This window comes from Paraburkholderia suaedae, assembly GCF_040812055.1.
Taxonomy (GTDB): Bacteria; Pseudomonadota; Gammaproteobacteria; order Burkholderiales; family Burkholderiaceae; genus Paraburkholderia.
Map to the genome: position 1 here is coordinate 1 of NZ_JBFOAH010000022.1, position 25121 is coordinate 25121.

Annotated in this window: 20 protein-coding genes and 1 riboswitch; of the genes, 8 read left to right on the forward strand and 12 right to left on the reverse strand. The window is 61.1% G+C overall.

Going from position 1 to position 25121, the window contains the following annotated elements; genetic code table 11:
- Positions 1-1592 precede the first annotated feature (1592 nt).
- The 4 genes from ABQJ48_RS25775 to gltA form a co-directional block, all read right to left on the reverse strand.
- Positions 1593-1952 (reverse strand): superinfection immunity protein, encoded by a 360-nt coding sequence (locus ABQJ48_RS25775; RefSeq protein ID WP_367840795.1) that lies wholly within the window; start codon positions 1950-1952, stop codon positions 1593-1595.
- A 42-nt stretch (positions 1953-1994) separates the two neighbouring features.
- Positions 1995-2270 carry a hypothetical protein gene (locus ABQJ48_RS25780; RefSeq protein WP_367840796.1) on the reverse strand — a complete coding sequence of 92 codons (276 nt, stop codon included), beginning with the start codon at positions 2268-2270 and terminating at the stop codon, positions 1995-1997.
- A 710-nt stretch (positions 2271-2980) separates the two neighbouring features.
- Entirely contained in the window at positions 2981-5260 is a 2280-nt protein-coding gene (locus ABQJ48_RS25785; RefSeq protein ID WP_367840797.1) for an amylo-alpha-1,6-glucosidase, read from the reverse strand.
- 273 nt (positions 5261-5533) lie between these two features.
- Positions 5534-6832, reverse strand: a complete 1299-nt coding sequence (gene gltA / locus ABQJ48_RS25790) for a citrate synthase (protein ID WP_367840798.1) — start codon at positions 6830-6832, stop codon at positions 5534-5536.
- A gap of 414 nt (positions 6833-7246) precedes the next feature.
- Here gltA and ABQJ48_RS25795 point away from each other — a divergent pair, with 414 nt between their 5' ends.
- Positions 7247-7648 (forward strand): hypothetical protein, encoded by a 402-nt coding sequence (locus ABQJ48_RS25795; RefSeq protein WP_367840799.1) that lies wholly within the window; start codon positions 7247-7249, stop codon positions 7646-7648.
- Positions 7649-7666: 18 nt separating this feature from the next.
- On the opposite strand, the gene ABQJ48_RS25800 is transcribed toward ABQJ48_RS25795, so the two are convergent.
- The 3 genes from ABQJ48_RS25800 to ABQJ48_RS25810 form a co-directional block, all read right to left on the reverse strand.
- The gene (locus ABQJ48_RS25800; RefSeq protein WP_367840911.1) at positions 7667-8461 is read right to left on the reverse strand and encodes an alpha/beta fold hydrolase; all 795 of its coding nucleotides are present in this window, start codon (positions 8459-8461) and stop codon (positions 7667-7669) included.
- Positions 8462-8811: 350 nt separating this feature from the next.
- The gene (gene mreB, locus ABQJ48_RS25805; RefSeq protein ID WP_367840800.1) at positions 8812-9864 is read right to left on the reverse strand and encodes a rod shape-determining protein; all 1053 of its coding nucleotides are present in this window, start codon (positions 9862-9864) and stop codon (positions 8812-8814) included.
- Between the two features lie 188 nt (positions 9865-10052).
- On the reverse strand, positions 10053-10712 hold the full coding sequence (locus tag ABQJ48_RS25810; protein WP_367840801.1) for an alpha/beta hydrolase: 660 nt from the start codon (positions 10710-10712) through the stop codon (positions 10053-10055).
- A 519-nt stretch (positions 10713-11231) separates the two neighbouring features.
- Here ABQJ48_RS25810 and ABQJ48_RS25815 point away from each other — a divergent pair.
- Positions 11232-11636, forward strand: a complete 405-nt coding sequence (locus tag ABQJ48_RS25815; protein WP_367840802.1) for an integrase arm-type DNA-binding domain-containing protein — start codon at positions 11232-11234, stop codon at positions 11634-11636.
- Between the two features lie 143 nt (positions 11637-11779).
- On the opposite strand, the gene ABQJ48_RS25820 is transcribed toward ABQJ48_RS25815, so the two are convergent.
- From ABQJ48_RS25820 to ABQJ48_RS25835, 4 genes are all read right to left on the reverse strand, one after another.
- On the reverse strand, positions 11780-12427 hold the full coding sequence (locus tag ABQJ48_RS25820; protein ID WP_367840803.1) for a hypothetical protein: 648 nt from the start codon (positions 12425-12427) through the stop codon (positions 11780-11782).
- A gap of 62 nt (positions 12428-12489) precedes the next feature.
- The gene (locus ABQJ48_RS25825; RefSeq protein WP_367840804.1) at positions 12490-13122 is read right to left on the reverse strand and encodes a hypothetical protein; all 633 of its coding nucleotides are present in this window, start codon (positions 13120-13122) and stop codon (positions 12490-12492) included.
- Complete coding sequence (locus ABQJ48_RS25830; RefSeq protein ID WP_367840805.1) at positions 13088-14416, reverse strand: N-acetylmuramidase domain-containing protein; 1329 nt, start codon at positions 14414-14416, stop codon at positions 13088-13090. The genes ABQJ48_RS25825 and ABQJ48_RS25830 overlap by 35 nt, the downstream gene beginning before the upstream one ends.
- A complete protein-coding gene (locus ABQJ48_RS25835) occupies positions 14413-16824 on the reverse strand; it encodes a type VI secretion system Vgr family protein (protein WP_367840912.1) in 2412 nt (803 codons plus the stop codon). The genes ABQJ48_RS25830 and ABQJ48_RS25835 overlap by 4 nt, the downstream gene beginning before the upstream one ends.
- 1038 nt (positions 16825-17862) lie before the next feature.
- Between ABQJ48_RS25835 and ABQJ48_RS25840 the strand changes: the two genes are divergently transcribed.
- The 3 genes from ABQJ48_RS25840 (at position 17863) to ABQJ48_RS25850 (ending at position 21207) form a co-directional block, all read left to right on the forward strand.
- Positions 17863-19416 (forward strand): DHA2 family efflux MFS transporter permease subunit, encoded by a 1554-nt coding sequence (locus ABQJ48_RS25840; protein WP_367840806.1) that lies wholly within the window; start codon positions 17863-17865, stop codon positions 19414-19416.
- 150 nt (positions 19417-19566) lie between these two features.
- Positions 19567-19675: riboswitch (SAM-I-IV-variant riboswitch) on the forward strand.
- A 35-nt stretch (positions 19676-19710) separates the two neighbouring features.
- Positions 19711-20037, forward strand: coding sequence for a hypothetical protein (locus tag ABQJ48_RS25845; RefSeq protein WP_367840807.1), 327 nt, complete (start codon positions 19711-19713; stop codon positions 20035-20037).
- A 291-nt stretch (positions 20038-20328) separates the two neighbouring features.
- Positions 20329-21207 (forward strand): ATP-grasp fold amidoligase family protein, encoded by an 879-nt coding sequence (locus ABQJ48_RS25850; RefSeq protein WP_367840808.1) that lies wholly within the window; start codon positions 20329-20331, stop codon positions 21205-21207.
- Between the two features lie 223 nt (positions 21208-21430).
- On the opposite strand, the gene ABQJ48_RS25855 is transcribed toward ABQJ48_RS25850, so the two are convergent.
- Positions 21431-22657, reverse strand: coding sequence for a YeeE/YedE family protein (locus ABQJ48_RS25855; protein WP_367840809.1), 1227 nt, complete (start codon positions 22655-22657; stop codon positions 21431-21433).
- Between the two features lie 776 nt (positions 22658-23433).
- On the opposite strand from ABQJ48_RS25855, the gene ABQJ48_RS25860 reads away from it, so the two are divergent.
- The 3 genes from ABQJ48_RS25860 (at position 23434) to ABQJ48_RS25870 (ending at position 25081) form a co-directional block, all read left to right on the forward strand.
- Positions 23434-23799: a cytochrome b gene (locus tag ABQJ48_RS25860; RefSeq protein WP_367840810.1), complete on the forward strand. Its 366-nt coding sequence runs from the start codon at positions 23434-23436 to the stop codon at positions 23797-23799.
- Between the two features lie 88 nt (positions 23800-23887).
- Positions 23888-24580, forward strand: a complete 693-nt coding sequence (locus tag ABQJ48_RS25865; protein ID WP_367840811.1) for a VIT1/CCC1 transporter family protein — start codon at positions 23888-23890, stop codon at positions 24578-24580.
- Positions 24581-24742: 162 nt separating this feature from the next.
- The gene (locus tag ABQJ48_RS25870) at positions 24743-25081 is read left to right on the forward strand and encodes a PA3715 family protein (RefSeq protein ID WP_367840812.1); all 339 of its coding nucleotides are present in this window, start codon (positions 24743-24745) and stop codon (positions 25079-25081) included.
- Positions 25082-25121 lie beyond the last annotated feature (40 nt).

A 25121-nucleotide genomic window follows, 5' to 3' on the forward strand; every position in this document is an offset into this window, starting at 1 on the left:
ACAGGATCCTTGCCGAACATCATCGGCGCGTGCTTGAGTTCGCGTCTCCTACCGGAGCCTCGAGCTCAAGCACGCGAAGAAAACGGTCTTCAAGAAAGTGAAACGATGTCTGTGAATCGCACATATGATGCTTGCGCGGCGCAATCAATGGCATTGTCCGGCGTACTCGCCTGCGGCGTCACGCACCAGAGCGTACCTGAACCTCTCGATACCTGTTTCCCGAAGATCAGCGGCCGGACTGCTTTGCAATGCAACCGCCGACGAAGGTCCAAAGCCCGCCTGTCCCACTACTAGAACAGAGGCTACGCAGCACGCCCATGCATCAACAGCTGTATCGCACCTGCAACTGTGCCAATTAAGTCTTCCTGCCGTTCTCCCGAAGAAGTCAAGTATCTCGGCCTTCGGGGTCGAAAATGTCCGAGGTCTCGTTATCACCGACTTCTCCGGAACCGTGACATCGGGTGCAGAGCTGCCGCCGCTCTCCGTCGCATGTCGGGCACGTGATGGTGTTGGATGTGCGAGACACGTCGGAAACAGTCTCGAGTTCGGTTATCTGCACTCTTCCCGTCCCACCACATTTCTCGCAAATGATTTTTCCTTGGCCACCACATTTTTGACAGGTCGTCATGGTCTCCCCCTCCGGTGATTAGGTGGACATGAACATACTACCTCCGAGCGCCTGGCAACACGATGCCGGACGCTGGCCTCCACGAACTCGCGCAGTCTTGCCTGGAACGTCGTCATGATTGCAACGGAAGGCTCACCCACTCGGCCGCGCGGACGGGGGACGCCAGCGGGAATCAAGCAATGGCGCGCTCAAGCAACGCCATCGGCACGCGATAGGTACATTCGACGACGAGACCATCGGTTGAACCAGGACTGTTCAAATCCTGTTTCGCACAAGCGGGTACTGCCGCCTGGCGAGAAGTGCGCCACCGCACGCGCGGCGCTCTTGCGATTGCCCCTGGCAGTGGTATCCCGAAACACGCGGGTTGCAAGTGTCGCTTTTCGAGGCGACATATGAGCCGAAGCGTTTGTCCGAACCCAACATCGAGTCGTCCTTCCGCCCGTTCGCGCCCGCACAAACGCGGCCAACGGCCCGACTGACATGGCGATCCAGAAATTACTGTCTCCGTCGGCACGGTCGTTGCAAATGATGGCTGAACTGATCGGAGGTCGACAACATGAACGTCTTGCGGTGTTTCGCTAGTTTGAGTCCAACGCGCGCTTCTTCACTTGTCGCGGTCGCTGCTCTCTCTGTCGCGGTGCTGTGCGGGACTGGCATCGCAGCATTTGCTGGCTTACTGCCCGCGTCAGATGACGTAGCCGTCGCAGTGACTGCGACACCGTTAGTCGACGTGCAAGTCGACGCTCAGGTGGAGCGTGTCGTAACCATGCATTGAACTTCAGTCGTGACGCATTGTGCCGCCACGCGCCTTGGCGGTTTACCGGAGCCAGCGGCGAGCGGTACGGTTGCCGGGACGGCTAAGCTGATTAAAGCGTCGGTCATTCAAGCAGTTCGACCAATGGCTTCCGCACAGTGCCCCACCCTCAAATGTCGCGCCCCCTTCATGCGTGGCCTACGACAACCGCTACCGTCTTTGTTGGTGACGGCTGCTTGCTGCAATACGCGCGACTACCGGGACTAGACGAGGTTTGAATACAGGGAATACGCCAGCGGGACCTTCCGCTCGGGCAACAAGCGCATCAATAGTCACCTGTGCGACCTTGCGTTGCGCCCGCCTCGCGAAGTGCTTCAGACTGCGGTTGCTCACCGGATGCCGAGCCCACAACAGCGCCGCGAACCAACCGATAACCGTCCATCCGAGCAGGATGTTCACCATGGTCACCGCAAAAGCGTCTTCCCGTTCCCTGGCGTCTGCAATCATCGCGGGCACGAAATAAAATAGCAGCGCACCCAAAAACACTGCACTCTCGATAATCTTCAACATTTCGACACCTCGCTAAGCCCCAGTCCGCTGACGACGTTCAGATTAGTGGCCTGCATACATACGACCAACAAACTCGGCAGGCTGGCGGACGCCGGACTGCCACGACGGTGCAACTACGCCACCATACGAATCGTTGACAGAGTCCGCTGCCTGGTCGCGTTCAGTTGCAACGGTCTGCGCGCTCTGGCCTCGCTGTGACGCAGACGCCCCTACGTAGGGCCGGTAGGAAGGTGCTGGGCCGTAACCGCTAGCAAAAGCAGGTACTGCGACAGAGGTAGTAGCTGCAACGAGCAGCGAAATAAGAATTTTACTTTTCATGATGCAACTCCAATCCGATTTCAGGAGCGCCGCGAGCCGAGTGAGACACGCGCTGCTTACGGAAATCAGTTTAGATGCGGCCTATCTTTTTTCTAGACTGATAGCGCGAAATCACAATTGCGAAATGCCAGACAATGGCTCGCCATTGCTTATCGCGTTCTACTTTCTAACTGGCGTGAGGCCGCCACGTATGTCGCTGAGCTAGACGAGATCGGAGTGAACGTCAGCATGCGCTGGGTCTGCGTCGCGTCGTGAGACGTTCGACCCGTACGCAGACGTTCATGATTTCGGCGCGTTTGCGTGCGGTCTGAACTGTCCCAGCTGTGCTGCCAGAACTAACTCGGTAAGACAAACCCACTTACCTGTGAGGTCAATCGCTCATCGTGATGGCGCCCCGCAGCGTCGCGCATCGGCTCCTGACAGAATGTCTTCATTCGAGTTGGGGGGACTTGACACATCAAAAGCGCAGGTCGGGCTTTCGCTGTACCCAAAAAAAGACCATCCATTTGGACGGTCCTTTTTTTGTCGCTATATAAAAACGCAACACTGCCGATACGGCTACGCAGACTGTTCAAGTCTGCTCTGCGCGAGTCAATTCACACACCATGCAGCGCCAGGTTTGAGCTGCAAATCCCGGGACAACAATCGTTTGCCTCCCGTAGATGTGGCTCGATTCGGGCGAGGCCGCCACCAGCGTTTGCGGCCCACGGTTACAGCAGCGCGACCACCCGCACATCGCCCTGCTCGGCCGACGCCACCACTTTCTCGCCAATGCGCCGGAACGTGATCGAGACCGCCGAGTCGCCCACCCGCAGATCGCCGATTTCGAGCCAGTCGATGCCTTCGGGCAGCATCGGCTGGGCGATCAGTACTTCGCGCCGCTCGGCGTCGATCGTGATGCCAAGGCACGCCTCCAGCATCATGAACGGCGAGCCCGCCGCCCAGGCCTGCGGCAAGCACGCGACCGGATATGCAGTCGGCGGCTCGCCGCGCCGCCGCGGGAAGCCGCAGAACAGCTCGGGCAAACGCATGTCGAAGTTGACCGCCGCCTGGAACAGCGCCTGCAGCAGCCGCACAGCCGCTGCCTTGCCGCCGTACTGCGACAGACCGCGCGCGCACAGCGCGTTGTCGTGCGGCCAGACCGAGCCATTGTGATAGGCCATCGGATTGAAGCGCGCCTGGCCCGCGGCCAGCGTGCGCACGCCCCAACCGGTGTGGAACAGCGTGGAGTCGAGCTCGCGCACCACCGCCTCTCCACGCTCGCGCGTGGGCAGCCCGAAGGCCAGCAGGTGGCCGGCATTCGAGGCCATCACGCGGCATAGTTCGCCGTGACCGTCGAGCGCAATGCCGTAGAAGCCGGACTCTTCCATCCAGTACTTCTCTTCGACGCAGTGGCGGATTTTCTTCGAGCGCTCGCTATACTGCGCGGCCGGTTCGCGCAGACCGCGCAGCTTCGCGAAGCGGGCCATCGTCTCGAACGCCGCGCTCGCATATGCCTGTACCTCCACGAGCGCAATGGGGCCGTCGGGGAAGCGCCCGTCGGCATGAAACACCGAGTCGTGGCTATCTTTCCAGCCCTGGTTCGCGAGGCCGCCGTGCGACTCGCGCTGATAGTCGAGCAGGCCGTAACGGTTCTTGTCACACACGCCCGCCACCCACTGTGCGGCGCGCTCGAGCGCCGGCCACAATTCGTCGATCAGCGCGAGGTCGCCGGTGCGCACCGCATAGGCGCCCGCCAGCACGATGAACAGCGGCGTGGTGTCGACGCCGCCGTAGTACAGCGCGAAAGGCACTTCGCCGGCGGCCGCCATTTCGCCCTTGCGCATCTCGTGCATGATCTTGCCGGGCGCAGCGTCGCGAAAAGGCGAATTCTCGCGCGCCTGGTGCTCGGCGAGAAAGCGCAGCACGCCCGCGGCAAGTTGAGGCTGCAGCCATAGTGTCTGCAACGACGTGATGACGGCGTCCCGACCGAACGGCGTGGAGAACCAGGGGATGCCGGCATACGGATAGGGACCGGTTGCCAGATCGGTGGTCAGCAGGCCGAGGTCGGCAAGCGAACGGTCGATCCAGGCATTGAACAGCGGGTTGCTCGAACGCACGCGCGCGGTCACGCGGCGGCGCTCGCGCATCACGAGGTGCGCATCGACCAGCGCCGCGCGCACCGCCGCGCGGCCCACGCGCGGACGCTCAGCATCGATTTGCGACAGATGGATTTCGCTCACCGCGTGCACGGGTTGGGAAACGTCGGCGCACAGCTTATCCGGCTTCGCCATGAGCTGCACTGCCACCGACAGGTAGATCGACACGCACGCCTGGGCGGGCAGCTTGACCGTGTAGTCCGCGCGGTCGGCGAACAGCTTGTCGGGCTCGGGCGCGAACGCGATCTGCACGTTGCGCGTCACCTCGTCGAGGCCCAGATAGCCGAGCAGCACCTCGCGATTCTCGACGCGCGCGGGCTCGATGCGGCCCTGCTTGTCGCGCTTCAAACCGCGCACTTCGAACATATCGCGGAAGTCGCTGGCAAACGAGATGGACAGCGGCACCACGGCATCGCTCGTGCCGTAGTTCGTGAGTTCGATGGCCTCGTTGAGTACCATGCCCGACAGCACGCGTACGCGCTGAACGTGGATCACGCCTTCCGGCGTGCTGTCGCCGCCGAGCGGCGGCAGCGGACGATTGGTCAGATGCGCGGTAAACGAAGTGTTGTCGTTGCTGACGCTGCCCGATAGCAGCGACGGCGCGCGCCCGCCGAAGGTCAGGCGCAGTTGCGAAAGAACGCGAGTGTCGTTGACGAACAGGCCGTCGTCGTGGCCAGTGATATCGCCGAGAGGATCGTTGACGATGAAGGTGTCGCCCGACTTCAGCACATGCTGCGTGGCGCTCGCGAGGTTGAGGTTTTCCGTCGGGATGAATGCGCCGTCCGGCTCGGGTTCGCGGTGATCGACACCGCCCGCGAGGGATACGCCGCCGAGGGCTTCTGGCTGCTGCATCAGGTTCACTCCTATGGGTTCGCTTGTGCGTTCAGTGTTGCATTCGCTTCACTTTCGGGTCCGCGATACTCGCCGGTCGCTTCCGATTGTAGAAGGTCTGTCCGCGTCAGGCGAACTTATCAGAGCGGAGTTCCGGTTTTTTTGTGAGCTTTTGTTCGGATTTCCGTGGCACAGGACCTGCAGGGCTTTCGTTTCGCGCCGCACGCAGGCCGGTTGAGCTGGCCGCACAAGAGGCCGTCGAACGGCGTCACGCTGCTCGACGGCCCCGACCCATCACCGCTTTGCCAACGGACTCATGTCGCGCTGAGTGTCGCCGATGAAAAGCTGACGCGGACGCCCGATCTTCTGCTCGGGATCGGCGATCATTTCGTTCCACTGCGCGATCCAGCCGACCGTGCGCGCCATTGCGAAGATGCACGTGAACATCGCGGTCGGAATACCCAGCGCGCGCTGCACGATGCCCGAGTAGAAGTCGACGTTCGGGTACAGCTTGCGCGACACGAAGTATTCGTCTTCCAGCGCGATCTTTTCCAGCGCCATGGCCAGCTTGAACAGCGGGTCGTCGTGCAGGCCGAGTTCTTCCAGCACTTCGTGGCAGGTTTCGCGCATCAGCTTCGCGCGCGGATCGTAGTTCTTGTACACGCGATGGCCGAAACCCATCAGCTTCACGCCCGAGTTCTTGTCCTTCACCTGCTTGATGAACTCAGGAATATGGTCGACGGAGCCGATTTCTTCCAGCATGTTCAGCGCGGCTTCGTTCGCACCGCCGTGCGCCGGGCCCCACAGACAGGCGATACCCGCCGCGATACACGCGAACGGATTCGCACCCGACGAACCGGCGAGACGCACCGTCGAGGTCGACGCGTTCTGCTCGTGATCCGCGTGCAGGATCAGGATGCGGTCGAGCGCGCGCACCAGCACGTCGTTGACTTCATAGTCCTCGCACGGATTCGAGAACATCATGCGCATGAAGTTCGCGCTGTACGACAGGTCGTTCTTCGGATAGACGAACGGTTGGCCGATGCTGTACTTGTACGCCATTGCGACCAGTGTCGGCAGCTTCGCGATCATGCGGATGGCCGACAGGTCGCGGTGCTGTTCATTGCCGATGTCGAGCGAGTCGTGATAGAACGCCGACAGTGCGCCCACGGCGGCGACCAGAATCGCCATCGGGTGCGCGTCGCGACGAAAGCCGCGGAAAAAGAAATGCATCTGCTCGTGCACCATCGTGTGCTGCGTAACGGTGTGCACGAACTCTGTTTTCTGCTTTGCGTTGGGCAGCTCGCCCTTGAGCAGCAGATAGCACGTTTCGAGGAAGTCGGCGTTCTGCGCCAGCTTGTCGATCGGATAGCCGCGATACAGCAGTTCGCCCTTGTCACCGTCGATGTAGGTGATCGCCGAATTGCACGCCGCCGTCGACATGAAGCCGGGGTCGTACGTGAACTTGCCGGTCTGGCCGTAAAGCTTACGAATGTCGATCACGTCCGGTCCGAGCGAGCCCTGATAAATGGGCAGATCCACGGTTTGATCGCTGTCCGAGAAGCTCAGCGTTGCGTGTGTCTTCGAGTTCATCTTCACGTTCCTTTTACTTTCCTGTCGCAGACGTGCCGGCATGCCTGATCGCTATAGAGTCACGTCCGGTCCTGTCGCGATGGGCGGTATCGTCGCGGCCGCAGCGGCATGCCGGGCTCAGCGCCACATTCTACGGGCCAGGCAGTCGTTGATTCGAATCATTGACTGCAACAAGCCATCACGGCTCACGCAATATTCATTGCCGCTCATTGGCAGTCATAGCGCCAGGGGTTGCCAGCAAAATGAAAGTTGGAGCGCTCGCTGCAACATTGTGTTGCGGCCGCGGGACTTCGCGCAGTGACGCCCGTCTGCAATACTTTGTCCGTGCTTTGCTTGCTGCTGACACATCGCTGTATCGGGCCCGCCGCGCTACGGCGGGCCTTTTTACTCAGCCCGAAAAACAGGAAGGACCCGATGAATGCCTCGCTTGAAACGCTATTTCCGGATCATGTGCACACGGATGAGAACATCGTCAGCGCGCTGAACCACCAGGACATCGTCGTTGCGTTGTCGGCTGCACTGAAGACGCAGGACGTGGCGGTGCTGCACATGCTGTATCCGCGTACCGACGCGCGCACGCATCGCAGCCTCGATACGCTCGTGGACGTATTGCACGGCCACGGCTTGCATCAAGTCGCGGACCTGATCGCTCAGGAAGCGCACTATCTGCTGTTCAAGGATCCCGCGAAGGCCTGGAAAGCGTTCCACGAAATTCGCAACGACTCGCTCGCGATCGGCGTGCATCTGTACTATCACGGGCTCGTCGGCGAAGCGGCGGAACGCGCGCTCGATCAGGACGCGCACCGCAAGCTGTGATGTCCCAACGCGCGGCGCTTACGCGGCGCGCGCATTGACCGCCCGAATGAAGCCGTCGACGTAGCGATTGAACGCACCGGGACGCGCGAGGTTCATTCCATGCGACGCGCCGCCCACCGTCTCGCGGCGCGCATCGGGCAGCCACGTTTGCAGCGCGTTCGCGGTGCGCCGGAAGATGTCGGGACTCTTCTCGCCGTCTATCAGCAGCACCGGGCAGCGCACTTGCGCGACTTCGCCCGGCATGTACGCGGGCAACGGGTCGTCCAGCTGCAGCGCTAGCGTGCGGGCATTGTCGGTCGCCATCCTGCGAAAAACCGGGGTGCTCATGGCCCAGAAGCCGGGCCGGCTCACCGAATCGACGAACAGTTGGAGGCCACCTTCCACGTCGCCCGCCTCGATCATTTGTGCGGCTTTCGCGTGAAGCAGGTTGACCGTCCGGGGCGAATGCACGGCCGGCTGCCCCGCCATCTGCAACGGGCCGCCCGGGTCCGCGAGGGTCAACGTACGGACCTGCTCGGGGTGGCGCCGCGCAAACTGAAACGTCACGCTGCCGCCGCGCGAATGCCCGACCACATGCGCAGGCCCTGCGCCGAAACGGTCGATGAATTCCGCGACTTCGTCGGCATGCCGGCTCCAGCTAAACGGATGACCGGGCTGTACAACGGCCGCCGGCCAGTAGTGCGTAAGACTCACCGCTACGCAGCGGTAATGCTTCGCGAGCCCGTCGAGTTGCGGTTGCCAATATCGGTAGTCGCACAGCGAGCCATGCACGAACAGCAGCAATTCGCCTTCGCCCGCTTCGACATAAGGCATGCGCAGACCGCTTTGCAGGTCGATGAAAGAAGGGGATGAAGCGAGAACGGTTTGATTCACGGGTAGTTTGCAACAGCGCGGCGGCACACGGGTTCGTGGGAGACCTGCGCGAGAAACGGAGAGGGAAGAGAACCGAAGAAAACGCGTGGACGTCCCCGGGTTTCGAGCGCGACGCGTATTTTCACATAGCCACCGAAACTGTGCGGTGTCGCATTTAACGCATTCGCCAGCGTGTCGAATCTCGGGGATCGCGCTACCGATTGCAGCCGTCTACCTGCGATGCCGGCCAAACGCAGACTCGCGCGGCCCGCATACTGAGCCGCCCATGCGTCGACCGCCCTCGCCAACCTTCACTCGTAGCCAGCCTCGTCAGCCCAACCCGCAGCAGCGGCCACGCCCGCGCCACGCACCGCACAGGTAAGCGGTTCGTCGGCGATGCGCACATGGAGGCCGATCTCATTGGCGAGGCGGCGTCCGAGATGGCTAAGCAGCGCGCCGCCGCCCGTCAGGACGATGCCGTTGTGCGCGATATCGGTCACCAGCTCGGCCGGCGCCGTTTCGAGCCCGCGCTTCACCGCGCCGATCACCTGACTTAGCGGCCCTTCGATCGCATCGGCGATATCGTGGTTGCTCAACTGGACAGTGCGCGGCAAGCCGTCGTCGGCACTGCGGCCGGTCGCATTCATGTGTTCGAGCGGCACGTCGCGCAGCGCCGTGCCGATGCTCTTCTTCACGTGCTCGGCGGTCTGCTCGCCGAGCAGCACGCCGTAGAGGTTGCGCACATAACTCACGATCGCCGCGTCGAAAGCATCGCCGCCCACCCGAATCGAGCCGCTATAGGCGGTGCCGCCCAGCGCGATCACGCCGACTTCGGTGGTACCCCCGCCAATGTCGACCACCATCGACCCGGTCGCCTCGGCCACCGGCAAACCCGCGCCGAGCGCCGACGCGAGCGATTCGCCAATCAGGCTGACCTTCCACGCGCCCGCCGCCTGGGCCGCTTCCTTGATGGCGCGCCGCTCCACCTGGGTGGCCCCCGCCGGCACGCATAACGTGAACGCGGCGCGGCGGCTGAACAGCGAGCGCGGGCGTGCCATCTGAACGAATTGCCGGATCATGTGCTCGGCGGCCGAGAAGTTGGCGATTACGCCGTGGCGCATCGGCCGCACTGCTTCCAGATTGCGCGGCGCGCGCCCGAGCAGCTGGCGCGCTTCGACGCCCACTGCGGCGACCCGCTTGGGGCCGGCCGCCGCCTCTTTCTGGAAGCACACGACAGACGGCTGGTTCAGCAGGATGCCGCCGTCGTCAGTGTAGATGAGGGTATTGGCCGTGCCGAGGTCCACCGTCACGGCATGACGGAACAGTCGCTCGTAAAGCGGGTAATACGGCGTCGGTCTGGCCATATGAAGGCTCTGATATGTCGTTATCCGCCCATGCGGACAGCCTGAAATGCGCTCCCGCAACGCCGATCCGCATACAACGCCTTGCTGGGCGCTGCGCGGTCCGCGCGGCGGGGATGTTTTTCAGGCTGATGCCGTGTTTACGGCAAGCAGATCAGAACCTTTAACGCCTCTTTTTCAACCGGGCCGTTTCAGCCGCGCGACAGTGCGCCCAGCGTGCGCGTGAGCGCCTGCTGGCCGAGCGCGACGCCGTCGGCATTGATCGTGTGGCCAATGCCCGGCAGCGCGTAGGCGTCGACGCTGTAGCCGGCGTTCGTGAATGCGTCGGCGGCGTATTCGAGTTCGCGCACTGAAATGACTTCGTCGTCCTCGCCGTGGATCAGCGTGAGCGGCGTGCCGTTCTGCGCGACGATCGCCGACGCGAGCCGCCCCGAATATGCGACGACGCCGGCCGCACCTTCCGCGCTGGTCGCGACGTGATGCATGGCCATGATCGAACCTTGCGAAAAACCGACAAGCGCAAGCCGGCCGAAAGCCAGCTGTGAGTACGCCAACTCGGCGTCGAGCATGCGGCGCAGCGCCGGATACGCAGCGGCCACGCGCGCCTCGCGATTGGCGTCGGTGACGTCGCGCAGGCTAAACCATTGGCGTCCACCGAAACCGCCGTCAAACGCGTCGGTGCCGTCGAGCGACGTGAAGGCCACATCGGGCAGAGCTTCGCTCCAGATATCCGCGAGCGGCATCAGATCCTGTGCATTGCTGCCCACGCCGTGCATCAGCACGACGAGTCCCTTTGCGGGCGCGCTCACTGGTGCGCGCCGCCAGCCGTGTTCAAATTGCTCCCAAGCCATATCGGTTCCCTTCCTTCTATGCTGATTCGTGGATTGCAGTACCGCCATCTCAGCCGCGAGCATACGCTGGCCGGTGCAATCGCGCCGGCCAGAACTGCATGCGCCCGCGACACCGCAATCCGAATGCAGGTATTTTTTTGCGAACGTTCGACGCACCCGCAGTGGCGCGCATCGCGCCCACGGCGAGTGGCGCGAACGAGTGCCACAACCGTTAGCACGGGCGTCAACCGTCCACCCTGCTTGCAGCATTCCATCCGCGAGAGCCCATTGAGCCAGCCTACCGCCGCGCCTGCTTCCGCGCCGCCTGCGCCACTGCCGCCGCTCGAAGGCGGCAGACTGGCTCTGGCAACCTTCGCCGTCGCGCTCGCCACGTTCATGAACGTGCTCGATACCTTCGCGATAAGTAAAAGCTGTTGCGTTCTGCTTGGTAGTACGTCCTGTTCGTCATGGATTTAATGAGTTATGCCACTCGGCATGGCACGCGTGAGCCGCTACAGTTCCCCCACGAACGACTGATATGTGGGGAATCGCGTCGGTGAACAGGACAGGCAATCCATCAGCGAAGTCACGCTCTCACGCCTGACTGCCGCCGACGACAACGGGACCGTGCGCGACGGCTCGGGCCTGTCCCGCAAGGTTCCCGCCACACGTGACCGCGCGGTGTCGGTGCACTTCCGCTACCGCTACCGGTTCGACAATCAGGCGCGCGAGGCGACGCTCGGCGCGTGCCCGCGTGACAGCCTCGACACCATCCGCGACCGCTTCGAGGAAATCAAGCTGCGCGTCTCGCACGGCACGGATCCGGCAGGCCCGAAGCAGGCGGTTGCCGCAAAGCTCAAGGACGATATCGAGCGGCGGCGCGAGCAGCAACTGACGTTTGGCGACCTGTACGCGGTCTGGCGGACCGAGGGGCTGATGGGCTGATGGGCGAGGATGGTGGCGACTACGCGCGCAGCTTCTGCGAACGTCACCTGCTGACGCTGCTTGGACGCGCAAAGCTGCGCGACATGGACGACAGCACCCTCACCGCGCGGCTATACGCGCGTGCCAAGCAGGGAGTCGAGTCATCAGAGCGCCACGCTGCGCGCGATAACCGCTTCGGCCTCGACGAAGTGCCACTGCCGGAACTCCGGGTCATACAGCGCGAACTGGTCAAAACCCGGCTCCACGCCGTCCGCATCGATCGTCGGCACGTCCCGCCACGCCTGATCCGCCAGTGCCCGCAGATCGTCTTCACCCCACTCCGGGAAAGAATTCGCTGTTTCTTTCCATGCAAACAGCCCTGCCTGCTCATGGATTTCATCAACCAGACGCAGCAGCCCGCGTGGGAATTCCCGTATGGTGCCCCCGGAGGTCAGTTCGGGCGAGGTGGACAACACGGCACTCGGCATGCCGTCCGCGCGGATCACCAGTTTCCCCGAACGCGCCCGCCACGCGACATGCACGCAAGGAATCGCCGGCCGGCCGTTTGGTGCGCTACCAGCTTCCGGCCCGGGACGCAGCGCACTGACCGGGTGGATGATGATGGATTGCTCTCGCCCAACGACGACTGCGGGATTACGTGAGATATCAAGCAGCGCATCGAACGGCGACGGATAACAGCGCAGCCCCGCCTGTCCATCCGACAATTCGCTACCGTGGTAGCGGCGTTCTCCGTCGTCCTTCTCGAACATGATCACGTAGGCAAGCGGGTCCCGCGTGCGAAATACGCCCATTTACTGCCCTCCAGTTTCCTGACTGCAGCTTCGTTGATCGCACTCCCCAGCCAGGGGAAAGCTTATTGACTGCATTCGGCGATTTGCTTTCTGGCAACTGAAAGTTCGCCAATCTGATTCATTGGACCCAGACATGCGTCGTCCTGGTGGATCGACATCGAGCCATCCGGGTGAGGCGTCAATACCAGCAGGGCTGTGAAGCGGTGGTAGTTGTTCCCGATCTCATCGACAGTCTTCGCGGGATCGATACCACGATGGTATTGAACCGTCGTGAGCAATGCGGGCTGATTCTTGTAGGTGACCGCCGAAACACCCTCTATCCAGTTGCAGACATTGGTGTCGCCGTGGTCCTTGATGTTCACGCGGATGCCGTCTACGCGCCTGAAGTTCTGGTCAAAGAAGTCAAACTCACAAAAACCTCGCCCACCCGGATATCCATTGCCGCTAAAGTTGGGATCGGGTTCATAGGTTGTCCCCGACACAAGAAAATAGCCAGCCTTTCCTAAGGTCGCTCGGAAAGATTGGGTTTCGGCAATGGCGAACTTATCCCACGGCAGCCCTGTAGCCTTTTGCAATCTGTTGTAATCGAGCACATCATCATAGAGCTTAAGCCGAGACGTTTGCGCAAATGCAACGCTGCAGAAAAGGAGTGATATAAAACTAGATATGCAAAGCGCCAGCCTTGATTGATTCATACGCGTCCTTGAGTTTGTTGTCGTAATCATTTTTTTTATAATCCGGGCCGTTGTACAACCACGCTGCATTTGCCCAGTTTTTCTGTATCAGCGCATTTCTCAGTGTACCGTGACCATATTTCGGGTCGTGCCTCGCTATTGAGAATGGGACAAACAAATTTAGCAAGTGTTGTCTCTCCGACATGCAGGCGAGTTGCATGAATTCTTGAGGAGTTTTAATTTCCATGTCGGAGTAATTTTCACCCAATACCTGAAACATCCCCCAAGAACAGGCTTGGATTGCCGCATCGGCGTCCAGCAGATATGCCCGCTCGAACCGGGCATACGCATCGGACACGTAACGATCTGTCGCGGCAATCGGCGTTCCTTCCTCCGTGAATTTCGCGCTCGTATAAGCTTTCCCTGAAATGTCCGCATTCGTGGCATCAAACCGGTGATGCGTATGCTTGGCGAATTTATGCCGTTCGTACTGGATCACCGGACGAAGGAACTGGTCGAACGGGGCGCGCTTCGTTTCGACATGCGCAAATGCCTTGATGACTTCGATTTCACAGCTAATGACACCTGCCGCCCGGACCCAATCTTCCTCGGTAATTTTCTCCCCTGTGTACAGCGCAAAGTACTTCCGCAGATCAGGCAGATCCTTGCTGAATTTAGTATTAGCTGCCCCTCCAGCAGACTTGCCCAGCTCCCCCTTCATACCCTTATCGATCCCGTTCGCCACCGGATGTTGGATGTCCCCTTTGGCCTGTTTCGGTGTGCCGTGTGATACGACAGGCGGCTTCTCATGTGCGGGCGGATCATCGACCGGAACGCCATCCGGTGTTCTGGGATGAGGTTGTGTCCTGGTGCGCAACTTGATCTTGCCGCTTTTTAGGGTGATGAGCTTTTCACCGTGCTCAGCTTTCGTTTCGTGAATCAGCTTCCACGAACCGTCGAGCTTGCGCACCAGGATGCGGATGGTATCCCACCTCACCCCAGTGATAAAGCGCTCGCCCAGCCCGTTAAGCCGGCTGATTCCTTCCAATGCATCGGCCCACTTGCTCTCAATCCGGTAACGCAAGCCCTTGATCGGATTCCGGTCGCGGTCGATGAACAGGGGAACAACAGCGCAAACCTGCTTCTGCCTAACCTTCAGACGTTGCCCTACAGTCAGCCGGTCAGGGTTCGAAAGTCTATTGAGCTTCGCAAGATTCGCGGTTGTCGTGCCATAGGTCTGCGCGATCCCGCCGAGAGTATCGCCAGGTCTGACAACATAGATTTCGGCGCTATCCGACATTGGATTGGAACTCATGCGTCTTCTGCCTCACTATCATCATCCGACAGGGTTTCTTCGGCAGGTTCCCATCCTGGAGTTCCAACCCAGACGTCAACGTCTTTTGGTTCCCGGCTAAAGAAGCGAGACCCCGTAGCTCCACCGTCAAGTGTTCCGGATGCCAGGTTGTTACCTGCCGTATCGGCGACAAGGTAGTTAAGGTTTGCCCACGCGTGACCGCTGTTTACAGTGGCAAAGCCAGCATCGGCAAGATCAACTAGATTGCTGAACAGACGTTGATCGTGGGTAATGGGCAGCGCCGGCAGCGGAATGTGGATGGAGTCCTTGCCCTTCTTCTGCACCGTAATGGTCTTGAGGAAGAGATCACCAGGACCGCCGAGCGTAATGCTGCCGTTCTTGAAATGGATGAATGCGCCACCGCACTCCAGAATCAGTTCCTTTGCCGCTGCCAGACTCACCTTGCCGTTGACGCTCGCCACTGTCACGTCCTTGTCCGCAGTGAGCGACATCGCGCCACTCTGGGCCTGAACGTCAACCGGACCTTTGGCCGCGAAAATCTTGAGGCCGTTTCGCGCGAACAGCGAAATCTTTTCGCCAGCCGCGACCGTGAAACGCTTCAGCACGCTCCAGTCGGCGTTCTTCCCGGCCACGCCGTTGATGTTTTCCTGCGCCGCGAACTGCATGCCCTGGGCCGCCACGAGCGCCGCCGATGCGGGGGTGCTCATCAGCAGCCCCGGCTTTTTCAGGCCGTCCAGGTCGTCCTTGATCTGCTGCTGCGCGTCGGTGTCGGCCGGTTCGGCCTTCGCGCTGCTGGCGCACGCGGCGAGCGCCCTCGCGGTCGCAAGCGCCTCTTCGAGCTGGGCGATGCTCTCCTGCATGTCAAGCTGCTTGCCGCTCGCGCCGGGACGGTCGTAGGTCGTGACCATCACGCCCTTGCCTGCGCGAAGTGCCCCCCATCCCGACGACCTCAGCTCATAGCCTTCACCACGGTATTCCAGCTTGTTATTGACGAGGTAACCGAGATTCAGTTGTGACTTGCCCGAGTGCTCGGTGCTGAGCTTGGCGCCTTCCTGGCCCTTCCAGTCCTCGAAGCGAAGCTTGTTGTTCGCCTGCGTGCGGATCATGTTGCGCGAGAGCCAGCGCCGCTCGTTCGTCACCAGGTCGCGCGCCTGTGAATGGTGATGGAAGCCGCTGATTTCGGGCTTGTCCGGGTCCCCATCCCTGAAGGTGATGCTGGCTTCGTCGTTATCCAGCGCGACGAAGTGCATGCCGGTCTGCAGCTTGCCCGCGAAGGGTTTGGCAAGGCGCAGCGGCACGCTTTCACCGCCCTTCGGCCAGTCCGCAAAATCCACGTCGAAACGGACGACGTAATAACCGGCCGCATTCAGGTAGCCATAGGTGTACCTGTCCGGGCTGCAAATCCGTGCCGAAAGCGTGCCGGCGATTCTGGGCCAGGTTTCCGGCTTCAGTTCCAGACGGAAACGCCGGTCGGCCGGGATGGCCTTGTAGCTGTTGGTATAAGCCTCGTCACGCGCGCCGCTGTGCGTGACCTCGATGGCGACGTGGCCTTTCGGCGCATCGGGCAAGACGGTGTCCATCTTCAGCACGTGCGCGCACTGCAACGCGAGAACATTGCTCTCGCCCTCGAAGATGACCTGTCGTGCGATGGCTGCCTCGTGGCGAAGCTGCGCTTCCCACTTCGCGCCCGCCTGGTCGAGGTGGTGCGTGCCGTAGATGTAGGGCTGGCCGTAGGTGGTCTCGTCTTCCGGTGCAACGTTGGCTACTTCCCTGAAGCGCTCCCAGGCCTGTTCCGGGTTGTAGTCCGCGACCACAAACGACTGCGGCACCGTATGCGTGTGTGTCCTGATGGCCGTGACGGCTTCCATCCCGCCCGCTTCGAGTCCAGCCGCCTCACGATAGGGCACAAGCCGTTGCGGTTCGTCGTAGAGGTAATGGTCGATGTCGTCGCCAAACACCACCTGATCGCCGTATTCGGTCTCGACAATATAAAAATAGATGCCCGACTTCTGCATGAGCATCTGCATGTACGCCAGATCATCGATCCTGTACTGGAAACGGAAGAGGTGCTTGGGGTACTGTATGCGCAGGTTGAAAGCGAACTGATGTTTGCGCAGACCATGACGGCGCATCAGCGCCGCCAGAATCTCCGGCGTCGTCTGATGCTGATAGATCTGCGTGCTATCGACTGCGGCAAGCCGTCCGATATGGGATTTCAGAACGATCTCGTATTTGACGAAATCCCTGGTGGTCTGCACCGTCGAGAAGCGCGCGATGAAGCCGGAGAATTTCCGCATGGACCCGTCGTCTGCCACGATGCTGAAAACCGCATCGCGGCTCAGATAGTCGGCGCGCGCAAGCTGCAGCGGATGCGTCAACTCGATGCGTACCTCAGTGGGTGCGCCCATCCTCTCGGTCGCCTCGAACGAAACGACCGAGAGCGCTGCCGCACTGCCCGTGCCAGGTACATCGAGAAAATAAGCCTGGCGTCCGGTGACATCCTGGCGCAATGGATCGAACGCTGCCACTCCCTGCTCCCTGTAAAGACCAGCGACACAGCCTCAGCTGCAAACTCATTAATTAAGCATTAAGCATTCGTCAGATCAACAGAATTAATTTGAGACAGACGTGTTTTAACAATTCATTAAACAAATCCGCCACATCTGATTCACCACGCATCAGAATCCTTGTCTCGCTCCGGCAAGTCACTTGTCCCCTGACGTCTCCAAAAGAAAATCCCGCCAGTCCGTAAAGTCACAGGCAGGATGGCGCACGCCACCATCACATCCCACAGTACTGCACAATGCAATCCATAGGATTCCTCTATTCTTTAGAAAAATCAAAAACGCGATGGGCTGCGTCCTCTCAGTGACGCATCGGGTTAGTGAGCGCGAGCATGCGCCATGGGTCGTTGTCGTTCCCTTCACGTTTCCGCCCGAACATTTGCGCAGCCAGCCGCGAGCGGCGAGACACGCGCGCTGGCAGCTTTCATGATTGCCGCCCACGCTTCGTCATGGCAATGCGAGCGATAACGGTCAAGCTGCCCGTCGTGCTGCGTAAGCAGGGCAGCAAGTGACTTGATACCGCCGTCAGCGAGGCCGAAACCGTCGCCCGCCTGGGCATGCATCCAGCACTGCTCAAGCGCTGCAATGGCGGCACGACATGGCACAGGCTCGGCCCGCCACCCTTTCCTGCGGGTCCGCCTCCTGCCGAGCGCGCGCCGTCATGCACGCCAGGTATACGCGCGTGGCCTGCGCAGTCTCGAACCGCTCGGACTCCGTGTACAAATGCACAGGCTGGAAGGTGCTGCGCTTCGCATGGAACGGCAGGGTATGCTGTTCCATACGTCGCACCGTGTGGGGAATCGTGGGGGAAGGGATTTCCCCACGTCACCCGAGCTGTTCCCCAGCCCGTTCCCCGCAGCCATGCCAACACAGGGAAAATCCATGCAAAGCCAGGCTACCCAAGCTCCACCGTTCAAAGGCGCCCAGCTCGTTCTTGCCACCGTTGCGGTTTCAATGGCCACCTTCATGAATGTGCTCGATACGTCGATCGCCAACGTCGCGATTCCGACCATTTCAGGCAACCTTGGCGTCTCGGTCGACGAAGGCACGTGGGTGATCACCGTGTTCGCCGCCGCCAATGCGGTATCGATTCCACTGACTGGCTGGCTCACGCAGCGCATTGGCCAGGTGAAGCTGTTCGTCGGCGCGATCCTCATGTTCGTGCTGGCCTCGTGGCTGTGCGGCATTGCGCCGACGCTGCCGATCCTGCTGCTCGCGCGGGTATTTCAAGGCGCGGTGGCCGGTCCGCTGATTCCACTGTCGCAGGCCATCCTGCTGGGCTCGTATCCGAAAGAGAAAGCGTCCAGTGCGCTATCGCTGTGGGCGATGACCGCGACCGTCGGTCCGATCGCGGGCCCGGCTCTCGGCGGCTGGATCACGGACCGTTACAGCTGGTCATGGATCTTCTACATCAACATCCCGGTCGGGCTGTTCGCGGCCGGCATCACGTGGATGATGTATCGCACGCGGGAATCGCCGGTGCGCAAGCTGCCCATCGACGTCGTCGGACTCGGCCTTCTGATCGCATGGGTTGCGTCATTGCAAATCATGCTCGACAAGGGCAAGGACCTCGACTGGTTCCAGTCGCCGGTGATCGTGGGCCTCGGCATTACCGCGCTGATCAGTTTCGCGTTCTTTCTCGTGTGGGAGCTAACCGAAGAGCATCCGATCGTCGACTTGCGGCTGTTTCGTCAGCGTAACTTTGCCGGCGGCACGATTGCGATTTCGGTCGCGTATGCCGTGTTCTTCGGCAACCTGGTGTTGCTGCCGCAATGGATGCAGGAATATTTAAATTACCGCTCCGTGGATGCCGGGCTCGTCACTGCGCCGCTCGGCGTGTTCGCCGTGATACTCGCGCCGGTGATGGGTCGCGTGCTGCCGCGCTCGGATGCGCGCGTGATCGCGACGCTCTCGTTCGTGGGCTTTTCGATCGTGTTCTACATGCGTTCGAAGTACGTGATCGAAATCGACACCTGGCATCTGGTGATACCGACCTTGCTGCAAGGCATTCCGATGGCCATGTTCTTCGTGCCGTTGACCGCGATCATCCTGGCCGGTCAGCCGCCGAGCAAGATTCCAGCGGCCGCGGGCCTGTCCAATTTCGTGCGCGTGTTTTGTGGAGCGGTGGGCACGTCGATCTCGGGCAATGCATGGAACAACCGCACGGTGCTTCATCACGCGAGGCTCACCGAGCTGGCCAACGTCAACAATCCGCTGTTCACCCAGCAGATCGATTCGTCCCAGGCGCTGCTGAATCTGAACACGCAGTCGGCGCACGCGCTGTTCGATTCCACCGTGAATAGTCAGGCGGCGATGATGGGCCTGAACGATATTTTCTTCATATCGGCGATCATCTACATCCTGATCATTCCGTTGATCTGGATTACGCGGCCGGCTAAAGGCGGCGGGGGCGCCGATGCGGCGGGCGCGCACTGAGCCCGGCGTCGCTTGGGGCTGTGGCTCTCGCCATGCTGGCGGCTTTTTCCCCAGGGCCCGCCAGCGCGCCGGGTTGCTGGCCTGAAGAAATTCCGCTATATTGGAAAAGAGTTCGATAGAACGAACTCGCCCGGACCACGGTTTCGGGATTCATAGCATCAAGAGTCGGTTGCCACCGACGCCAACCTGCCCGTCCCGGCAAGGTGGAGGCCTCTCACCGAGGCGATGCGGCCAGAAAACGGCAACGAAACGGGAGCAGCTTGCACCGGTTTCCGCCAGCAAACGGAGCAAGTCATGTCTCAGCCAACGCCCTCACTTTCAAACGATGCTTGCACCTGGTTGCCACGTCATCGGCTGACCCATATCTTCCGTGTCGTTTCCCGCGTGGATGCGTGCGTCAACGGCGCGATCGAGTCGCGTATCGTCAGGTCGGACGGACGAGTCGAGCAGTGGACCATGGTGCGCCGGGTCGATGTCCTTGAACACAAGATCACCGTTGTCGGGCTAAGCGAGTCACAAGCAAGACTGCTTCGTGACGGCATAGGGGGTCTCGAAGGTAACTTGAGATCGAACCTGGAACATCTTTTCACCATTGGTCGCAACAGCAACAACCGGAGCTGACAGAGCCGTCGAATCGCGGTGCGAGAAGGAAGCGGTCGAGCAACTGCGCGGTCGGAAACAAGCGCATCGGACCCGAAGCGCCAGAAAGGCTGCAGGACCGGCACGATCTCCAATAGGCTTATTCAGCCAGGCGCCTGGCGCCTGCATGAGTGGTACGAAACGCGTCGCTCCGCCACTCTTGACGTTGGCTCCTTAGGGAATGATGATAACCTCTGAGGCCTGCGTCGAAGCTCTGCGAGTCGCAGACTCACGAATGTTCATACCATGCGTAATATTGTCGGGAGACATGCAATGCCTTACCCGTCCCAGACCATTGTTCAATGGACGAAAGACAGCGCGAAACAGCTTCTTCCCGATGCGCTTTTCCTGAGCATGCTACATCGCAAGCGCGTTGGGCGCTTCCCCAAACTCTTTCGCCCAACCACGTACAACGAAAAGATCCTGCTGCGTTGCTTGCGGCCTGATCCGCGATACAGCGCTTTGACGGACAAGTTGGCCGCGCGCGATTATGTCAGAGACAAAATCGGCGAGAAGTACCTGATTCCCCTGATCTCGGCACCCCGCGACTTTACGCAAGCGGTCTTCGACATGCTGCCGAATTCCTTTGTCATGAAGGCAAATCACGGAAGCAGTTTTGTGGAAATCGTCCGCGACAAGTCGCAGCGTACTTTTGAAGAACTTCAGCTTCTTGCCAACCGTTGGCTATCCACCGACTTCTACAAAAATGCCCGGGAACGGCACTACCGGGGAATTGAGCCGCGCATTTTTTTCGAGAATCTTCTTCTCGACGAACACGGCACGATTCCAGCCGACTACAAGATCCACTGCTTTGCGAACAGGCCGGGGCGGCCCGTGATGTTTATCTTCGTGATCACAGACCGTTTCGGAAGTAACACGCGCGGCGATACGTACGATGCACAATGGAACCGTCTCGAACTGGAGTTTGCTCCCTACCCTCGCAGCACGACGCCGGCACCGCCGCCGAAGAACCTCGATCGGTTGCTCGATACAGCGGCGCTGCTGTCCGAGGACTTCGACTATGTGCGCGTCGACCTATACGCGCCAGCCGACGACGTGTTCTTCGGCGAACTCACTTTTACGCCAGGGGCCGGTGTCAGTCCCATGCGTCCCGATCGTATCGATTTCGAATGGGGACGGCTGCTAACCTGAGTTCCCTGCGATAGCCCGAATCGCCCTCATACCGCACGTATAGATCGCGGCGACTCGGGATTTGCATAAGACGCGCTGCTGCCGAAACACTCGTATCTTCATACGCGTGTCCGATAGGCGAAGGGTGAAAAGCATCGCGCTTTCAGCGCCGAAATGAAAAAAGGCAACGCACCACGCGTTGCTTTGTTGCTGCATCGACCGATAAAGGCCGCCGCCGCCGCGATCAACAGCCGGTCTGCTTCACGCGCTCGACCGCGAGCCCGAACGCCGGACGCAGCTTCGTGCCGACCACGTTGCCCAGAAATGCCGAGACGAGCCACAGCCAGCCATGCAAACTGCCCGACACAATGCCGCTGAAGTACGCGCCGATATTGCAGCCGTACGCGAGGCGCGCGCCGTAGCCGAGCAGCAATCCGCCGGTGATCGCCGCGATCAGTGAGCGCAGCGGCAAGCGCCACACCGGCGCATAGCGGCCGGCAAGCGACGCGGCAACCATCGCGCCGATCACGATGCCGATGTCCATCACCGACTTCACGTCGTGACTGATCGGCGCGGCGAGGGCGGCCGCGTTCGTGCCGGTGCTCCACACTTGCCAGCTGGCGACGTCGACGCCCATCGCGGAGAACGCCTTGGCGCCCCACAGCGCGAACGCCGACGTGATGCCCCACGGATGGCCCGACAGCGCGAGCGTCACAAAGTTGAGCAGCGCGAGCACGACGCCGCCGGCCAGCACCGGCCATGGGCCATGCAGCCACCGCGACCCATTCGGCACGCGCTCCACGTCGTTGACCAGACGGCCATGACGGCGTTTCTCGATCAGCACCGTAAGCGCGGCGATCGCTGCGAATACCACGAGGTTCACCGCAATCGCCGCGCCGGCGCCAAGCGTCTTCACGAGCGAGATGGGCTGCAGATGCGGCAGCGCGGCCCAGAATGGCAGGTGCGCAGTACCGACCACCGAGCCGACGATGAACGCAATCAGCGTGACCACCATCCGCGTGCTGCCGCCGCCGACCGTGTACAGCGTGCCGGACGCACAGCCGCCGCCGAGCTGCATGCCAATGCCGAAAAGGAACGCACCGATCAGCACCGACGTGCCCACGGGCGCCACTTCGCCGACGACCGGATGACCGAACAGCATGCCGGCGGAAAGCGCCGGGAAGAACAGCAGCACGCCGACCGCAAGCATCAGCATCTGCGCGCGCAGGCCGGCGCCGCGCCCGTCGGCAATGAACACGCGCCATGCCGACGTGAAGCCAAATGCGGCGTGATAAAGCGTGACGCCGAGCAACGCACCGAGGACATACAACGCGGCCTGCTTCACGCTGACGGTCTGCGCGAGGTAAATCGCGCCGAGCATGACGAGCGCGAGCGCGACGGCGAGCGGCTTGGGATTGATGTTGACGAGGCGGCGGGGCGTGCCGCCGAAGGGCGTAGTTAGATCTGACATATGAGCGGGGGCGGTCGCGCTCATCGCGCGAGGGCGGCGCGCCTCTGAAACGGGCGGTCGCTGCGCGGGCGGAAGGCCGCAAAAAGTCGTTTAGGAAAAGTCTTGGAGTATATCGAAATGGCGGTTTTCGGCCCGCTGTCGGCCTCGTTGCGCGGGCTCATCGGCGGCAGGCCCCGCGCGCTGTGCCACGAGCCTGGAAAGCCCGTCGCACGGGCGTTTGCGCGAATCCGCCGGAGCCCATGCAGTCGCTTAAATAACCGCCAGTAATAGCGGCATTTCGAATTTGCCTTGAAATTGGCCCAATTTCGAGCCACCGCAACGGCGCCGTTGCCGCGATATCGGTCAATTCGGCGAGGCGCCGGCCCCTTCGAGTTGATCGCTGGCCCGCGTGGAAGGTCGCATCGCCATCAAAGCCCAGCCGCCTGCCGCACGCCAGGCACCGCAAGCTCGATCATCCCGGCACACGGCGACAGAGAAAGCCGGTCTAGCCAAAGCAATATGCAAAGAACGACTTACGAGCACAATGACTGCGCAGCACAGGGCAGAAGTTCTGCCCGAGCGTTTCACCTCGCTTTCCCGGTGATATGCATCAATTGGATATCAGTCTGAATAACATCAGGGTGCCGAAATCGTTTTAGCGCGAGCATTGGTCGACTCCGTGTTTGATAACTCGATCGTTGCTATCGGGCACGAGATACGAACTTCCATTTAGAATCTATACTCTCGCTGTGGTAATGCCGACCCATCCCGTTCTTTGGGTACGAAGGAGAAGCCGGATGGCGTTCGACAGTCAACCCGCCCCACCACTCGTGTTGCGCTGGATGAGCGTCGCGGCGAAGGCCGTGCAATTGGCGCTCTATGTCCTTCTCTTCGCGCTGCCGCTCACCGCTATCGCGGGCGCCTGGCTAGAAGGACATCCGCTGACGCTCGTTGGGAGCGTGAAGATTGCACCGCCGCTCGGCTTTTCACATGAGGCCGGGGCGACCATCGCAACGGTTCACACCTGGCTCGGTGACGCGATCCTGTGGCTTGCCGGATTTCATGCACTCGCCGGCCTTTACCATCACTTTATCCTGAACGACGGCGTGCTTGCCTCGATGCTGCCGCGCTGGCTTTCCTTTCGAGGAGCCAACGATACTTGAGTAAAGTGAACCGCTGGATGCAGCAACCGTTCTCAATGATCACAATTCCATTCGATTCGCACTTAACGTTGATCAACCCATCCTGAGCATGCCGGAAGGACACAAAGAACCACATCGTCTCAAGGCGATCGGCTGGCTTCGCGCCGCGGTGTTAGGCGCGAACGATGGCATCATCTCGACGGCCAGTCTGGTCATCGGCGTGGCGTCGGCGCATTCGGCCCACGGTAGCCTGCTGCTGACAGGCATGGCCGGGCTGGTTGCCGGCGCGATGTCGATGGCGACCGGCGAGTATGTGTCCGTCTCATCGCAGGCCGACACGGAGAAGGCGGCCCTGGCCGAAGAGCGCAAAGAACTGGCTACTGACGTCGCGCGCGAGCACCGCGAGCTGGCTGCCATCTATGTGCGTCGCGGGCTTGACATGGCACTCGCCAAACAGGTCGCCCAAGCGTTGATGGCGCATGATGCGCTTGGTGCACACGCGCGCGACGAACTGGGTATTTCGGAAGTGACTGCGGCGAGACCCCTGCAGGCGGCACTTGCGTCCGCCTGCAGCTTTTCGGCAGGCGCCGCACTGCCGCTTGTCGTCACCGCACTGGCGCCGCATAAGTGGGTCGCACCGAGCATTGGCGTGGCGGCCTTGGTCGCGTTGGCCTTGCTTGGCGGCCTCGCGGCGTGGATCGGCGGCGCCAGGGTCGCACCGGGTGTGCTTCGCGTCGCGTTTTGGAGTGCGCTGTCGATGGGCGTTGCCTCCGGCGTCGGCGCGCTGTTTGGCGCCAGCTGAAACAAGCCCGCGAAGACGCGGACGCACTCCCCCCCATCAGAAAGACTTGTTCGGAACCGCCATGCTGAGACGGCAAATCGCTGACACTATTAGTGCTACTGAATGTCACGATAGACGACCAACGCGGGAACGCCATCATCGCGATAACGTGAGCCGGGGCGAGTGAATCCCTCCTCGGATACGACGCTCAGCCTTTATGTGATCGACGGGCGCAAGCTCCGGCGAGTGCTCCGCAATCTGACGACGCGACAAAGCAACGGAGATTGGGACGGCAACTGCGCCGGCCAGTTCTCCGATATTTCCCGCGCCATATCGGTCGGTCCCGCCGGCCGCGGCAGTTATGCGACGCTCCTTGTCAGCGAAAAGACAGTCGACACGATCAACGCGGTGGCCGGGGAAGCGTGTGCAAGCAAAGCCAAGGCCGCAAGACGCGCCAGCTTTACATTGGAATATGACGGGTCACGCTATGGCGTTCCGGCTGGTGTGAGCAACGATCAATAGGCCGGCCACGCGGACATGACCTCGCGCGATGCGTGTCCAG

Excerpts from the sequence above, each read along its gene's own strand:
- ABQJ48_RS25775 (WP_367840795.1), bottom strand. The coding sequence starts at position 1,952 with ATGTTGAAGATTATCGAGAGTGCAGTGTTTTTGGGTGCGCTGCTATTT.
- ABQJ48_RS25780 (WP_367840796.1), bottom strand. The coding sequence starts at position 2,270 with ATGAAAAGTAAAATTCTTATTTCGCTGCTCGTTGCAGCTACTACCTCT.
- ABQJ48_RS25785 (WP_367840797.1), bottom strand. The coding sequence starts at position 5,260 with ATGCAGCAGCCAGAAGCCCTCGGCGGCGTATCCCTCGCGGGCGGTGTC.
- gltA (WP_367840798.1), bottom strand. The coding sequence starts at position 6,832 with ATGAACTCGAAGACACACGCAACGCTGAGCTTCTCGGACAGCGATCAA.
- ABQJ48_RS25795 (WP_367840799.1), top strand. The coding sequence starts at position 7,247 with ATGAATGCCTCGCTTGAAACGCTATTTCCGGATCATGTGCACACGGAT.
- ABQJ48_RS25800 (WP_367840911.1), bottom strand. The coding sequence starts at position 8,461 with ATGCCTTATGTCGAAGCGGGCGAAGGCGAATTGCTGCTGTTCGTGCAT.
- mreB (WP_367840800.1), bottom strand. The coding sequence starts at position 9,864 with ATGGCCAGACCGACGCCGTATTACCCGCTTTACGAGCGACTGTTCCGT.
- ABQJ48_RS25810 (WP_367840801.1), bottom strand. The coding sequence starts at position 10,712 with ATGGCTTGGGAGCAATTTGAACACGGCTGGCGGCGCGCACCAGTGAGC.
- ABQJ48_RS25820 (WP_367840803.1), bottom strand. The coding sequence starts at position 12,427 with ATGGGCGTATTTCGCACGCGGGACCCGCTTGCCTACGTGATCATGTTC.
- ABQJ48_RS25825 (WP_367840804.1), bottom strand. The coding sequence starts at position 13,122 with ATGAATCAATCAAGGCTGGCGCTTTGCATATCTAGTTTTATATCACTC.
- ABQJ48_RS25830 (WP_367840805.1), bottom strand. The coding sequence starts at position 14,416 with ATGAGTTCCAATCCAATGTCGGATAGCGCCGAAATCTATGTTGTCAGA.
- ABQJ48_RS25835 (WP_367840912.1), bottom strand. The coding sequence starts at position 16,824 with ATGGGCGCACCCACTGAGGTACGCATCGAGTTGACGCATCCGCTGCAG.
- ABQJ48_RS25840 (WP_367840806.1), top strand. The coding sequence starts at position 17,863 with ATGCAAAGCCAGGCTACCCAAGCTCCACCGTTCAAAGGCGCCCAGCTC.
- ABQJ48_RS25845 (WP_367840807.1), top strand. The coding sequence starts at position 19,711 with ATGTCTCAGCCAACGCCCTCACTTTCAAACGATGCTTGCACCTGGTTG.
- ABQJ48_RS25850 (WP_367840808.1), top strand. The coding sequence starts at position 20,329 with ATGCCTTACCCGTCCCAGACCATTGTTCAATGGACGAAAGACAGCGCG.
- ABQJ48_RS25855 (WP_367840809.1), bottom strand. The coding sequence starts at position 22,657 with ATGTCAGATCTAACTACGCCCTTCGGCGGCACGCCCCGCCGCCTCGTC.
- ABQJ48_RS25860 (WP_367840810.1), top strand. The coding sequence starts at position 23,434 with ATGGCGTTCGACAGTCAACCCGCCCCACCACTCGTGTTGCGCTGGATG.
- ABQJ48_RS25865 (WP_367840811.1), top strand. The coding sequence starts at position 23,888 with ATGCCGGAAGGACACAAAGAACCACATCGTCTCAAGGCGATCGGCTGG.